A 13814-nucleotide genomic window follows, 5' to 3' on the forward strand; every position below is an offset into this window, starting at 1 on the left:
TACAAAAAGGCCTGCATCGCTGCAGGCCTTTTTGTCAGGGCTTGTGCGCCCGCGCCAGGAATTCGTGGGACTGCATCTCCAGCAAGCGGCTCAAGGTCCGTTGGAACTCGAAGTTCAAGCGCCCGCCGGTGTAGAGGTCCTTGAGTTCGACTTCAGCCGAGATGATCAGCTTGACGTTCCGGTCATAGAATTCATCGACCATGTTGATAAAGCGCCGGGCGATGTCGTCGGTGGTGACGCTCATTTGCTCGACGCCACTCAAGATCACGGCGTGGAAGATCTTGCCCAGTTCGATGTAGTCGTTCTGGCTGCGCGGGCCGTCGCACAGTTCGCGGAAGTCGAACCAGGCCACGTCATCGCAAGTACGCAGGGCAATGATCTGGCGATTTTCGATCATCAACTTATCGTTTTCCACCGCCTGGGTGCATTCCGGGGTCAGCGCGCGGAAGCTCTTGCGCAGGCTTTCGTGGGCCGCGTCGTCCAGGGGGAAGTGGAACAGCTCGGCTTGCTCAAGGTGACGCAGGCGGTAGTCGACGCCGCTGTCGACGTTGACGATATCGGTGTGCTGCTTGATCAGGGCGATGGCCGGCAGGAAGCGCGCGCGCTGCAGGCCGTCCTTGTACAGGCCGTCCGGCACGATGTTCGAGGTGGCGACCAGGGTCACGCCGTTCTTGAACAACTCCTCCATCAGGGTGCCGAGAATCATCGCGTCGGTGATATCGGACACGAAGAACTCATCGAAACAAATCACCCGCGCCTCTTGGGAAAAGCGCTTGGCGATGATAGTCAGCGGGTTCTTCTCGCCGTGCAGGGTCTTCATCTCTTCGTGCACGCGCTTCATGAAGCGGTGGAAGTGAGTGCGTGACTTTTCCTTGAACGGCAGCGCTTCGAAGAAGGTGTCGACCAGGTAAGTCTTGCCGCGACCCACGCCGCCCCAGAAGTACAAGCCCTTGACCGGCGTCTGGTCTTTCTTGCCAAACAGCTTGCTGAGCATCCCCGGCTTGCTCTGGGAAGAGGCGACCAGGTCTTCGTACAGGCGCTGCAAGTGGCGCACCGCCGTTTCCTGGGCAGCATCATGGAAGAAGTCGGGGCGCTTCAGATCAGCTTGATATCGTTCTAGGGGCGTCATAATTTCGTTAGCAAGGCAACAAAAACGGGCCGTCACTGTAACGACGGCCCCGGATAATGGCAATCAACCCTTGGTCGGGTCAGTCTTCGATTGGGGTCAACGCCACGCGCACAGCTTCGATGGCGGCATCCCGCGCAGCGCTATCGGCAAAGGCCGGGCTGTCGGCGATACACGCGCCGTCGAGCCACACCGTAAAACCAAGGGCCTCGCTGCGCACATCCAGCGCCTGGCCGGATTGCAACTGCTTGGTGACAGCGCCCGCCGCCTTGCCATCTGCGAAGTTGCGCGACAACAACAGTTGTTCGCCGTCGGCCGCCAGCAGGCGGAAACGGAAACTGCCGTCGTCTTCACGAAAGCTGACAAAACGCGCAGCCTTGACGGCCTTCTTCTTGGTGCTGGCAGCCTCGGGGGCCTGGTTGACGAACGAGCGCAGGCCTACCGCCTCACGCAGTTCTTGCAGGAATGGACCGGCAACGGCGCGGGCCTTCGTGGCGCCGATCAGCAGCAAGTCTTCCATGTCCGAAGGACGCGCCATCAATTGATGGTAACGCTCGCGGGCTTCGCCCAACTGGCCGTCCAGCAGTTGGAACAGGCGGCTCTTCGCCTCACCCCAACCCAGGCCATCGAGCAGTTCGCTGCGCAGTTGCTGCTCCTGTTCAGGCGTGGCGAACGCCTGGTACAGAGTGAACAGGTGCGAGTTGTCCGGATCCTTGGCTTCACCCGGCGCACGGGAGTCGGTGACGATCCGCGAGATCGCGTCCTTCATGTCCTTGGCGCTGGTGAACAACGGGATGGTGTTGTCATAGCTTTTCGACATCTTGCGCCCATCCAGGCCCGGCAAGGTGGCGACGCTTTCTTCGATCAACGCCTCGGGCATGGTGAAAAACTCCCTGCCCTTGCCAAACAGGTGGTTGAAACGCTGGCCGATATCACGGGCCATTTCCACGTGCTGGATCTGGTCGCGGCCGACCGGCACCTTGTGCGCGTTGAACATCAGGATGTCCGCCGCCATCAATACCGGATAGCTGTACAGGCCCATGCTGATCCCGGCATCCGGGTCTTCGCCGTTTTCCAGGTTCTTGTCCACCGAGGCCTTGTAGGCGTGGGCGCGGTTGAGCAGGCCCTTGGCCGCGACGCAGGTGAGCAGCCAGGTCAGCTCGGGAATTTCCGGGATGTCGGACTGGCGGTAGAACGTCACCCGGTTCACATCCAGGCCACCAGCCAGCCAGGTCGCGGCGATTTCCATGCGCGAGCGCTGGATGCGCTGCGGGTCATCACACTTGATCAGGGCATGGTAGTCGGCCAGGAAGTAGAACGAATCGGCATTGGCGTCCTGGCTGGCGAGGATCGCCGGGCGGATGGCACCGGCGTAGTTGCCCAGGTGCGGGGTGCCGGTGGTGGTGATGCCGGTGAGGATACGGGTACGAGTCGTCATGGGTAATCGCTTATCAGACTGCTATCAATTCGAAAGGCGCGGCAGCACCAGATCCTTGAGATCGGTAAGCTTGCCATGAAAAAAGTGCCCGCATTCTGCCACTTTCAGCAGCTCATGGGGGCGTTTGAGGGCCGCGGACCAGTCGTAGACCAGTTGCGGGTCGACCACTTCGTCGGTTTGCGGCTGGATCACGGTCAGCGGGCAGCCCTGTGGAAGCTGGTCCTCATCACGCAAACGCATGACGGCCGGAGCGACCATGAACAGGTGCGCGAGTTTTTCGCCCTTGGCTTCCAGGCGCCCGCCCAGGCTTGCGGCCACAAATCCACCGAACGAGAAACCCAGCAAGGTGATGGGCAGGTCCGGGTGTTTTTCACGCAGCCAACTGACGGCAGCTTCGGCATCGTCCACTTCACCGGTGGCCATGTCATGGGTACCGGCACTGGCACCCACGCCACGGTAATTGAAACGCAAAGTAATCAAACCGGCGTCGCGGGAGGTGCGTTGCAGGGTCGATACGACTTTATTGAGCATGGTCCCACCCTGCACCGGGTTGGGGTGGCAGATCAGCGCCAGGCCACGCGGCTCGGGGTGATCCAGGTACAAGGCTTCCAATTGGCCTAGCGGGCCATCGATCAAAACGGGGGTTTCACGCATGAGCAAGGAATGAACTCCGTGACCTCTCAAGGGGTCGACTCGTCTAGCTAAAAGTCTGTGCATGGCATCATTGCGAGCTTAATCGCGGTATACAGCGCAGGTCCGAGCCGTTAACGTAAAGCAAAGCCGTTTATAGAGGAAGGACTCGTGGAACACTCGCTCTTAGTTTGGTTGTTGCCGACTCTTGCCCTGGTTGCCGGTGTCGCCATTGGATTCCTGGTTGCTCGCCTGCTGCCGAATGCCGCGCCTAACCGCACGCAGCGTCAGCTGGATGACATTCAGGAACGTTTTGACAGTTATCAGAACGAGGTTGTTACCCACTTCAACAGCACCGCGACCCTGGTCAAGAAGCTCACCCAAAGCTACCAGGAAGTACAGGATCACCTCGCCGATGGCGCCAACCGCCTGGCCCTGGACGACATCACCCGTCAGCGCCTGCTGGCCGCGCTGCATTCCGATGCCACGCAAACCCCACGGGAACGCCTGACCCCGCCGCGGGAAAACCAGGAACCGCCGCGGGACTACGCGCCAAAAACGCCGAACGCCCCCGGCATGCTGGATGAGCATTACGGCTTGAAAAAGTAAGGCGTTTTCAAACCACACAAAAAGCCCGGCTGATCGATGATCAGCCGGGCTTTTTGTTGGAACTGGATCGGCAGAACAATGGAGATCCCATGTGGGAGCGGGCTTGCTCGCCGTAGTTCAGCGCCGTACCGGACGCTTCTGCAACTTGCGCTGCAAGGTCCGGCGGTGCATGCCCAGGGCGCGGGCAGTGGCCGAAATGTTGCCTTCATGCTCGGTCAGCACGCGCTGGATGTGCTCCCACTGCAGGCGGTCCACCGACATCGGGTTCTCCGGCACGAGGGTGTCGAGGTCGGCATGCTCGGAGAGCAAGGCGGCCAGCACATCATCGGCGTCCGCCGGCTTGCACAGGTAGTTGCAGGCGCCGCGCTTGATCGCCTCGACCGCAGTGGCAATGCTCGAGTACCCGGTGAGGATCAGCACGCGCATTTCCGGGTCCAGCTCCAGCAACTTGGGCAACAGCACCAGGCCCGAGTCCCCGTCCATTTTCAGGTCCAGTGCCGCGTAGTCCGGCAGGTCGGCCTGGGCGATGGTCAGGCCTTCTTCGGCGGAACCTGCGGTGCTGACGCGAAACCCGCGACGGCTCATGGCTCGCGCCATCACGCGGGTAAAGGTGGCATCGTCATCTACCAGCAACAGGTGCGGCAGTTCTTCGCCTTCGACTTGGATCTCGTCACTCATCGATGTCTCCTCGTGCAGCACGGGGCAGGCGCAGCTCGGTGAGCGTGCCGCCTTCCTCATGGGGGTAAAGTTTCACCGAGCCGCCAGCACGGGTCACGCTGGCCTTGCTCAAGAACAGGCCCAGGCCGAAGCCTTTGCCCTTGGTGGTAAAGAATGGCTTGCCGATCTGCTCGGCAATGGCCAACGGCACACCGGCACCGTGGTCGCGAATGCTGATGGTGAGGTTTTCCCAATCCCAGTCCAGCTGCACTTCCAGCCCTTCCGGGCAGGCATCGGCTGCATTGTTCAACAGGTTCAACAACGCCTGGGTCAAATCTGGTGGTGGCGCCATGCGCGGCACTGCGCCCTGCCCCAGCAGGTGGAAACGGTAACTGGCTTCGGGCCGCATCAAGTGCCAGCGGTTCAGGGCTTCGTCCAGCCACTGGGTGACGTCTTGCATATCCACCGCCAGGCGCCGGTTGGCTTCAGCGGCGCGCACCAGTTGCTGCAGGGTTTGCTTGCACTGCTTGACCTGTTCCTGCAGCACGCTGAGGTCGTCCTGCAAGGCCGGGTCGTGATGGTCCTGGCGCATTTCCTTGATCAGCACGCTCATGGTTGCCAGCGGCGTGCCCAGTTCATGGGCCGCGCCGGCGGCCTGGGTCGCCACTGCCAGCAGTTGCTGGTCGCGCAGGCCTTCTTCACGGCGGATAGCGCGCAGTTCTTCCTGGCGCCGCAGTTCTTCGGCCATGCGCGCGGCAAAAAACGTGATCACCGCCGCCGACAGCGCGAAGCTCAGCCACATGCCGTAGATCTGCAGGTTTTCCCGGGCGATCGGGAAGGTTTCCAGGGGATAGAACTGCGCCAGCAACAAGGTGTACAGCGCCAGGGCAATCCCCGACAGAATCACCGAATAGCGCCACGGCAAGGTCACGGCGGCGATGGTCAGCGGTACCAGGTAATAGGAAACGAAGGGGTTGGTGGAACCGCCGGAGAAATACAGCAACACACTGTGGATAAACAGGTCGCAGGCCAGTTGCAGGGCGTACTCAAGCTCGGTCACTGGCCAGGTGGTGCGCAGCCGGATGGCCGTGAACACACACAGCACCGTGGAAAAGGCCAGGGTCACCCACAGTTGCAGCCAAGGCAGCGGCAGCAGTTCAAACCAATAGGCGAGCCCGACGGAACCGGCCTGTGCGGCCAGCACCAGGGTGCGGATAAACGTCAGGCGCCAGAGGTTCTGGCGAGTGGCGGAAGTCAGTTTTACGGGGGCGAGCATGAGCTCTCCTGATGAGCGCTCCAGGCGGATCGCAGCAAGTATAAACGAAGCGACAGTACAGGCAGCGCGTGTGTGGCCCTTTGACGCAGGTCATGGCTTATATGAAGGGTCAAGGCGGATTTTACCGTTCGTCGGCATCGTACCCAGATGTAGAGAATTTGTAACCCGCCGAACCCCAATCGCCCGTCTACAGTCTTACCGAACACGATCACCCTCAAGGAGCTTCCATGTCACGTTTCACTCGCAGTGCCGCCCTTATTGCCCTCAGCGTTGGCAGCGTCGCCAGCCTGCCTGCGCTGGCCGCCGATCAACTGCACTACAACCAGATTTCCCTGCGGGCCGAAGTCAGCCAGGAAGTGGCCCGTGACAAGATGATCGTCACCCTCTACACCGAGTCGCAAAACACCGACCCGGCCAAGCTCGCCGCCGAAGTCACGACCATCATGAACAAGGCGTTGGGCGAGGCTCGCGAAGTAAAAGGCGTGACCCTGCGCCAGGGCAGCCGCAACAGCTATCCGATCTACGACAACAAGAACCAGAAGATCACCGGCTGGCGCGAGCGCGCCGAACTGCGCCTGGAAAGCGCGGACTTTCCGGCGCTGTCCAAGCTCACCGGCGAGCTGCTCAACACCCTGAAAATGGACAATATGGACTTCGCCATTGCCGACCCAACCCGCAAGGCCAGCGAAGATGCCCTGCTCAAGGATGCGGTCGCCGCGTTCAAGGCCCGCGCCCAACTGGCCACCGATGCACTCGGCGGCAAGGGCTACAAGATCGTTAACCTGAACTTCAACACCAACGGCTACCCAATGCCGTACGCGCGAAATGGCGGCATGATGATGAAGGCGGCGGCAATGGATTCGGCGCCGACACCTGAAGTCGAAGCCGGCACCAGCCAGGTCAGCATGAGCGCCGATGGCGTGATTGAAGTACAGATGCCATAAGCCTTACCTGATGACCCACAACGGCGGTAACCTCGGTGACCGCCGTTTTTTTTGGCCGTTGTTTACCTGCCATCTCAGGGGTCACCATGGATAGAACTGTCTTCAAGCCGCTCCTTCTCGCTGCCAGCCTGCTGGCGTGCATGCCCACGGCCCAAGCGGCAAGCACCCTGGTCTACTGCTCCGAAGCCAGCCCCGCCGGGTTCGATCCGAGCCAGTACACCAGCGGCACCGATTTTGATGCCTCGGCCGAAACCGTGTTCAACCGCCTGACCCAATTCAAGCGCGGCGGGACCGAAGTCGAGCCGGGCCTGGCGACCCGTTGGGAGGTGTCCAAGGACGGCCTGGCCTACACCTTTCACCTGCGCGACGGGGTCAAGTTCCACAGCACCGAGTACTTCACCCCGACCCGCGACTTCAATGCCGACGATGTGCTGTTCACTTTCCAGCGCCTGCTGGACACCAACCATCCATTCCGCCAGGCCTACCCGTCCGAGTCGCCGTACTTCACCGATATGGGCCTGAACACCACGATCAAAAGCGTGGAAAAGCTCGACGAGCACAGCGTGCGCTTCAACCTCAATAACGTCGATGCCGCTTTCGTACAGAACCTGGCCATGAGCTTTGCGTCCGTGCAATCGGCCGAGTACGCGGCGCAGTTGCTTAAAGACGGCAAGGCCGCCGATATCAACCAGAAACCGATCGGCACCGGGCCGTTTGTGTTCAAGCGCTACCAGAAGGACTCGCAGATTCGCTACGTCGCCAATAAAGACTATTGGAAGCCTGAGGATGTGAAACTCGACAGCCTGGTATTTGCGATCACCCCGGACGCCGCGTCGCGCCTGCAAAAGCTCAAGGCCGGCGAATGCCAGGTCAGCGGCTATCCGCGCCCCTCGGATATCGAGGTGATGAAGCAGGATCCAAACCTGCGTGTGCTGCAGCAGGCGGGCTTCAACCTGGGCTTTCTGGCCTACAACGTGACCCATCCGCCGCTGGACCAGCTCAAGGTGCGCCAGGCCCTGGACATGGCCATCGATAAGCCGGCGATTATCCAGGCGGTGTACCAAAGTGCCGGGCAATTGGCGCAGAACGCACTGCCGCCGGCCCAGTGGTCTTATGACCCCAGCATCAAGGACGCACCGCACGACCCTGCCAAGGCCCGGGCGCTACTAAAAGAAGCAGGGGTTGCACCAGGTACCACCATCAATCTGTGGGCGATGACTGTGCAGCGCGCCTCCAATCCCAACGCGCGAATGTCGGCGCAGATGATCCAGCAGGATTGGGCCAAAGTCGGGATCACTGCCAATATCGTCAGCTATGAGTGGGGCGAATACATCAAGCGCGCAAAAAACGGCGAGCACGATGTGATGATCTACGGCTGGACCGGCGACAACGGCGACCCGGATAACTGGCTGGGCGTGCTCTACAGTTGTGCCGCGGTCAAGGGCAGCAACTATGCAAAATGGTGTAACCCGCAGTACGACCAACTGGTGCAGAAGGCCAAGCTCAGCAGTGACCGTGACGAACGCATCAAGTGGTATCAGCAGGCGCAAAAAATACTTAAGGATCAAGTACCTATAACGCCTATTGCGAACTCGACGGTTTTCCAGCCGCTGCGCAAGGAAGTCCAGGACTTCAAGATCAGCCCGTTTGGCCTGACACCGTTCTACGGCGTAAGTCTGAATAAGTAACAACCATGCCCCAACCGGGTGCGCCAGACACCTCGGTTGGGCTTATTCGGTGCACTCCACGCACCGAAAAAAGCCCTCGAAAATACAGTTTCGTGTCGAAAATTATATGAATGCGACATTCCTGTACGTTCGTACCACTCTTTGGCAGTTGTAGCCTCTCAACGTCTTGCAATGGGTATGGGGCCTGCATAAGTATCCGCAGGCCGACTCACGAGGTCGCCCTCAATTCCAAAAATGACAACAAATCATGAGGCCAACATGCTTAAACACGCAGTCATTCCGTTTTTAGTCAGCGCCGGTTTAATGGCCGCTGCACCTTTCGCCCAGGCGGCGACTAATCTGGTGTTCTGCTCCGAAGGGAGCCCGGCGGGTTTCGACCCAGGCCAGTACACCACCGGAACAGACTTCGATGCTTCGGCCGAAACCATGTTCAACCGGCTCAGCCAGTTCGAGCGCGGCGGCACCGCCGTGATTCCTGGCCTGGCCACCAGTTGGGACGTTTCCGAAGACGGCCTGACCTACACCTTCCACCTGCGCGAAGGGGTCAAGTTCCACACCACGCCGTACTTCAAGCCAACTCGTGAATTCAACGCCGACGACGTCCTCTTCACCTTCAACCGGATGATCAATAAAGACGATCCATTCCGTAAGGCCTACCCCACCGAGTTCCCGTACTTCACGGACATGGGGATGGACACCAACATCAAGAACATCGAGAAAATCGACGACCACACCGTCAAGTTCACCCTTGGCACCGTGGACGCCGCGTTTATCCAAAACCTGGCCATGAGCTTCGCCTCGCTACAGTCGGCTGAATACGCCGCCCAACTGTTGAAGGAAGGCAAGCCCCAGGACATCAACCAGAAGCCGGTCGGCACTGGTCCGTTCGTGTTCAAGAGCTACCAGAAAGACTCCAACATCCGCTACACCGGCAACAAGGACTACTGGAAGCCTGAAGACGTGAAGATCGATAACCTGATCTTCGCCATCACCACCGACCCATCGGTGCGTATCCAGAAGCTCAAGAAGAACGAATGCCAGGTGACCTTGTTCCCACGTCCGGCCGACCTCAAGGCACTGGGCGAGGACAAGACTTTGAAACTGCCGCACCAGGCCGGTTTCAACCTGGGCTATATCGCCTACAACGTCATGCCTGTGCTCAAGGGCCAGACTGCTGCCAACCCATTGGCCGACCTGCGCGTGCGCCAAGCCCTGGACATGTCGGTCAACAAGCAGCAGATCATCGACTCGGTATACCAGGGCGCAGGCCAACTGGCGGTCAACGCCATGCCGCCGACCCAGTGGTCCTATGACGAGACCATCAAGGACGTCCCGCACGACGTGGCCAAGGCCAAGGAACTGCTCAAGCAAGCCGGCGTCAAGGAAGGCACCGAGATCACCTTGTGGGCCATGCCCGTCCAGCGTCCGTACAACCCCAACGCCAAGCTGATGGCCGAGATGCTGCAAAACGACTGGAAGCAGATCGGCTTGAAGGTCAACATCGTCAGCTACGAGTGGGGTGAGTACATCAAGCGCTCCAAGGGCGGCGAGAACCAGGCCATGATCATCGGCTGGAGCGGTGATAACGGTGACCCGGACAACTGGCTGAACGTGCTGTTCGGCTGCGACTCCCTGTCCGGCAACAACTTCTCCAAATGGTGTGACAAGAAATTCGACGGCATCGTAAAAGAAGCCAAGGCCACCTCGGACGTCGCCAAGCGCACCGAACTGTATAAACAGGCGCAACACGTCCTCAAAGATGCAGTCCCCATGACACCTATCGCGCACTCGACGGTGTATCAACCCATGCGTTCCAACGTGCAGGACTTCAAGATCAGCCCATTTGGCTTGAATTCCTTCTACGGGGTGAGCGTCAGCAAGTAGTGATCTTTGACGGCGACGTTTCATAACGTCGCCGTTATTGCATCCGCCAAGATCCTAGGAATCGAACTACTTTCGCAGAGGCTGCCGTCCTACAGCGGCTAACTGCGCAGGTTCCGTCCGATACCTACACGGTCTGTCCGGTTCTGCGCATTTACTGCCCTGCCCTCGTTCCCTAACGTCGAGGTAGGCAAACGCGTAGTTCCGATACGGCATTTGCTGTGGATGGGAGCAGTGCTTTCGCCAAGCCAGGTAAGGCGTGGCGACTGTTCACTGACGAAAACGATAAACATGGATTGGGGGACAGTCATGCGCCATACCACCGTTCTATCCGCGATATTTGGCACCGGCCTGCTGGCCGTCGCCTCGATGGGCCAGGCTGCCGAGAAGAAAAGCCTGGTGTTCTGCTCCGAAGGCAGCCCGGCCGGGTTCGACACCGCGCAATACACCACCGCCACCGACAACGATGCGGCCGAACCGATCTACAACCGCCTGGTTGAGTTCGAAAAGGGTGAAACCGGCGTCGTACCAGGGCTGGCTACTAAGTGGGATATTTCGCCAGACGGCCTGACCTACACCTTCCACTTGCGCGAAGGGGTGAAGTTCCACAGCAACAAGGAATTCAAGCCAACACGGGATTTCAACGCCGATGACGTGCTATTCACCTTCAATCGCATGCTTGACCCCGACCACCCGTTTCGCAAGGCCTACCCCACCGAGTTCCCGTACTTCAACGGGATGAGCCTGAACAAGAACATCGCCAAGGTCGAGAAAACCGACCCGCACACCGTGGTGATGACCCTGAACACGGTCGACGCCGCGTTTATCCAGAACATCGCCATGAGCTTCGCCGCGATCCTCTCGGCCGAATATGCCGAGCAACTGCTCAAGGCCGGCAAACCCAGCGATATCAACCAGAAGCCGATCGGCACCGGGCCGTTCGTGTTCCAGCGTTACCAGAAGGATTCGCAGATCCGTTTCGCCGGCAACAAACACTACTGGGACCCGAGCAAGGTCAAGCTCGACCAGCTGATTTTCGCCATCAACACCGACGCCTCGGTGCGCGTGCAGAAGCTCAAGGCCAACGAATGCCAGGTCACCCTGCATCCACGCCCCGCCGACGTCGACGCCCTCAAGGCCGACCCGAACCTGCAACTGCTGACCAAGCCCGGCTTCAACCTCGGCTACATCGCCTACAACGTGCGACACAAGCCCTTCGACCAACTCGAAGTACGCCAGGCCCTGGACATGGCGGTGAACAAGCAGAGCATTCTCAATGCCGTGTACCAGGGCGCGGGGCAACTGGCGGTCAACGGTATGCCGCCAACCCAGTGGTCCTATGACGACACCATCAAGGACAGCGCCTACAACCCGGAAAAAGCCAAGGAATTGCTCAAGGCTGCCGGCGTCAAGGAAGGCACCGAGATCACCCTGTGGGCCATGCCCGTCCAGCGCCCGTACAACCCTAACGCCAAGCTGATGGCCGAGATGCTGCAAAGCGACTGGGCCAAGATCGGCCTCAAGGTCAAGATCGTCAGCTATGAGTGGGGCGAGTACATCAAGCGCATCAAGAACGGCGAGCACGATATCAGCCTGATCGGCTGGACCGGCGACAACGGCGACCCGGACAACTGGCTGGGCACCCTCTACAGCTGCGACGCCATCGGCGGGAACAACTACTCGATGTGGTGTGACCCGGCGTACGACAAGCTGATCAAGCAAGCCAAGGTCGTCACCGACCGTGAACAAAGGACTGTTCTGTACAAACAGGCGCAGCAACTGCTCAAACAGCAGGTGCCGATCACGCCTGTCGCCCACTCGACGGTCAACCAGCCGTTAAGCACCAAGGTCGAAGGTTTCAAAGTGAGCCCCTTCGGCCGCAACGTGTTCTCGGGCGTCAGTATTACCCCATAAAAAAATAACCGGATGCGCAGGGCCACGTTGGCCCTGTCGCAAACGTGTAGCTGTAATTCGCGAAATCTCCTACAGCAAACGTTTGCAAATGCTTGAAGAGTTACACACCCAATAGCCGGTTCACCCAATAAGGCCGGCATAAAAAAAAGAGAACCAAAGGAGCTCCACCCATGAAATTGAGCAGCAAAGTGCTACTGGCCATGGCCATCAGCAGCATCACCGCCACCGCTTACGCCGAACCTGCAAGCCAGCAATTCGTGCCGACCACGCTGGCCAGTGCCAGCGCCCAAAGCGAGGCCAAGGGCTTTATCGAAGATTTCAGCCTGGGCGGCACCACGCGTAACTGGTACTCCCACGAGAGCCTGTACCGTGGTGGCAAGTTCAAATACAAAGAGCACGGTGTGGCGAAGACCGACCGCAACCGTACCAACTGGATCCAGGGCACCATCCTCAACGCCAGCTCGGGGTTCACCCAGGGCACTGTTGGCGTCAAGACCGAAGTAGCGGTGTACAACGCTCTGGTTCTGGACCGCAGCAAACGCGATATCAAGGGCGGCTCTAACCGTACCTTGGCTCACTCTGACGGCAATGCCGTAGACCAATGGAGCAAACTGGGCCTGGCCAACGTGCAGTTCCGTGTCTCCAACACCACCTTGACGGCCGGTCGCCAGAACTTCAGCAGCGGCATCGTCGATACCATCGGCAACCGTCCCCTGCCATCGAGCTTCCAGGGTGTGAGCTTCAACAGCGAAGAGTTCAGCAACCTGTCGTTCCAGGGCGGCGTGTTTGACCGCGTCTCCCCACGTTCCGAACAGAGCCTGTCGAAGTTCCGCAGCGAGTACAGCCAACAAGGCGCCAACAGTGCGACAACCGACAAGGTCTACACCCTGGGCGCCAACTACCAGCCGTTCGAGAGCCTGAAAACCAGCTTCTTCGGCGCCAACGTCAAGGACTTCTGGAACCAGTACTACTTCGGTGCAACCCACCAGCTGGGTGACAGCCAAGTCCTGGCCTTGACCACCGGCCTGAACTATTACAAGACCGTCGATGAAGGCAAAAAACTGATGGGGGAGATCGACAACGATACCTACTCCCTGTCCCTTGGATTGGCTCACCAGGCTCACAGCCTGACCTTCTCCTACCAGCAAGTGAACGGTAACGAGTACTTCGACTACCTGCACGAAACCAACGGCATCTACCTGGCCAACTCCCTGACGTCGGACTTCAACGGCCCGAACGAGAAATCCTTCCAGGTCGCCTACGCCATCAACATGGCCGAATACGGCGTGCCGGGCCTGAAGTTCAACATCTACTCCGCACGCGGCTGGGGCATCGACGGTACCCACTACACGGGGAACAGCAACGGCGCCTACGCCTACACCGGCATCGAGACCCAGGACGGCGAAAAACACCAGGAATACGGCGTGGGCGCGGCATACGCGGTCCAGAGCGGCCCGCTCAAGGCCACCGCGATTCGTGCCACCTACGTCGAACACCGTGGCAGCGCCAACCAGTTTGACGGCAGCGTCAAAGAATTCCGTCTGGTTACCACCGTCCCGTTCAACATTCTTTAAATCGCACCAGGTAGACGGCGGGCTCAGGACGAGCCCGCCGTCTACGCTTGCCTGGTCCCATCGATTGCAGAGGGCTC

At 59.6% G+C, this 13814-nt stretch carries 11 protein-coding genes; 6 read left to right on the plus strand and 5 right to left on the minus strand.

Annotation, left to right across the window (positions count from 1 at the left end; genetic code table 11):
* Positions 1-34 precede the first annotated feature (34 nt).
* The 3 genes from zapE to ACSSVH_RS21935 all read right to left on the minus strand — a co-directional run bounded on the left by zapE (position 35) and on the right by ACSSVH_RS21935 (position 3218).
* Positions 35-1129: a cell division protein ZapE gene (zapE, locus tag ACSSVH_RS21925; RefSeq protein WP_115129004.1), complete on the minus strand. Its 1095-nt coding sequence runs from the start codon at positions 1127-1129 to the stop codon at positions 35-37.
* 79 nt (positions 1130-1208) lie between these two features.
* On the minus strand, positions 1209-2564 hold the full coding sequence (locus tag ACSSVH_RS21930) for a tryptophan--tRNA ligase (RefSeq protein WP_169950950.1): 1356 nt from the start codon (positions 2562-2564) through the stop codon (positions 1209-1211).
* 24 nt (positions 2565-2588) lie between these two features.
* Entirely contained in the window at positions 2589-3218 is a 630-nt protein-coding gene (locus tag ACSSVH_RS21935) for an alpha/beta hydrolase (RefSeq protein ID WP_492633714.1), read from the minus strand.
* 147 nt (positions 3219-3365) lie between these two features.
* Between ACSSVH_RS21935 and ACSSVH_RS21940 the strand changes: the two genes are divergently transcribed.
* Positions 3366-3803, plus strand: a complete 438-nt coding sequence (locus ACSSVH_RS21940; RefSeq protein ID WP_169950954.1) for a ZapG family protein — start codon at positions 3366-3368, stop codon at positions 3801-3803.
* Between the two features lie 117 nt (positions 3804-3920).
* Here the strand turns inward: ACSSVH_RS21940 and ACSSVH_RS21945 are convergent, their stop codons facing one another.
* The gene (locus tag ACSSVH_RS21945) at positions 3921-4481 is read right to left on the minus strand and encodes a response regulator transcription factor (RefSeq protein WP_029291924.1); all 561 of its coding nucleotides are present in this window, start codon (positions 4479-4481) and stop codon (positions 3921-3923) included.
* Positions 4474-5736, minus strand: a complete 1263-nt coding sequence (locus tag ACSSVH_RS21950; RefSeq protein WP_169950955.1) for an ATP-binding protein — start codon at positions 5734-5736, stop codon at positions 4474-4476. Before ACSSVH_RS21950 ends, ACSSVH_RS21945 begins: the two co-directional genes overlap by 8 nt.
* A 227-nt stretch (positions 5737-5963) precedes the next feature.
* Between ACSSVH_RS21950 and ACSSVH_RS21955 the strand changes: the two genes are divergently transcribed.
* From ACSSVH_RS21955 to ACSSVH_RS21975, 5 genes are all read left to right on the plus strand, one after another.
* The gene (locus ACSSVH_RS21955; RefSeq protein ID WP_099167563.1) at positions 5964-6680 is read left to right on the plus strand and encodes an SIMPL domain-containing protein; all 717 of its coding nucleotides are present in this window, start codon (positions 5964-5966) and stop codon (positions 6678-6680) included.
* An 86-nt stretch (positions 6681-6766) separates the two neighbouring features.
* On the plus strand, positions 6767-8368 hold the full coding sequence (locus ACSSVH_RS21960; RefSeq protein WP_492633715.1) for an ABC transporter substrate-binding protein: 1602 nt from the start codon (positions 6767-6769) through the stop codon (positions 8366-8368).
* A gap of 258 nt (positions 8369-8626) precedes the next feature.
* Positions 8627-10252, plus strand: coding sequence for an ABC transporter substrate-binding protein (locus ACSSVH_RS21965; RefSeq protein WP_169950957.1), 1626 nt, complete (start codon positions 8627-8629; stop codon positions 10250-10252).
* Positions 10253-10618: 366 nt separating this feature from the next.
* Positions 10619-12163, plus strand: a complete 1545-nt coding sequence (locus ACSSVH_RS21970; protein ID WP_432755782.1) for an ABC transporter substrate-binding protein — start codon at positions 10619-10621, stop codon at positions 12161-12163.
* 170 nt (positions 12164-12333) lie between these two features.
* Positions 12334-13737, plus strand: a complete 1404-nt coding sequence (locus ACSSVH_RS21975; protein ID WP_492633716.1) for an OprD family outer membrane porin — start codon at positions 12334-12336, stop codon at positions 13735-13737.
* Positions 13738-13814: the final 77 nt, after the last annotated feature.

Source organism: Pseudomonas sp. HC1(2025) (assembly GCF_058742075.1).

Excerpts from the sequence above, each read along its gene's own strand:
- zapE (WP_115129004.1), bottom strand. The coding sequence starts at position 1,129 with ATGACGCCCCTAGAACGATATCAAGCTGATCTGAAGCGCCCCGACTTC.
- ACSSVH_RS21930 (WP_169950950.1), bottom strand. The coding sequence starts at position 2,564 with ATGACGACTCGTACCCGTATCCTCACCGGCATCACCACCACCGGCACC.
- ACSSVH_RS21935 (WP_492633714.1), bottom strand. The coding sequence starts at position 3,218 with ATGCGTGAAACCCCCGTTTTGATCGATGGCCCGCTAGGCCAATTGGAA.
- ACSSVH_RS21945 (WP_029291924.1), bottom strand. The coding sequence starts at position 4,481 with ATGAGTGACGAGATCCAAGTCGAAGGCGAAGAACTGCCGCACCTGTTG.
- ACSSVH_RS21950 (WP_169950955.1), bottom strand. The coding sequence starts at position 5,736 with ATGCTCGCCCCCGTAAAACTGACTTCCGCCACTCGCCAGAACCTCTGG.
- ACSSVH_RS21955 (WP_099167563.1), top strand. The coding sequence starts at position 5,964 with ATGTCACGTTTCACTCGCAGTGCCGCCCTTATTGCCCTCAGCGTTGGC.
- ACSSVH_RS21960 (WP_492633715.1), top strand. The coding sequence starts at position 6,767 with ATGGATAGAACTGTCTTCAAGCCGCTCCTTCTCGCTGCCAGCCTGCTG.
- ACSSVH_RS21965 (WP_169950957.1), top strand. The coding sequence starts at position 8,627 with ATGCTTAAACACGCAGTCATTCCGTTTTTAGTCAGCGCCGGTTTAATG.
- ACSSVH_RS21970 (WP_432755782.1), top strand. The coding sequence starts at position 10,619 with ATGGGCCAGGCTGCCGAGAAGAAAAGCCTGGTGTTCTGCTCCGAAGGC.
- ACSSVH_RS21975 (WP_492633716.1), top strand. The coding sequence starts at position 12,334 with ATGAAATTGAGCAGCAAAGTGCTACTGGCCATGGCCATCAGCAGCATC.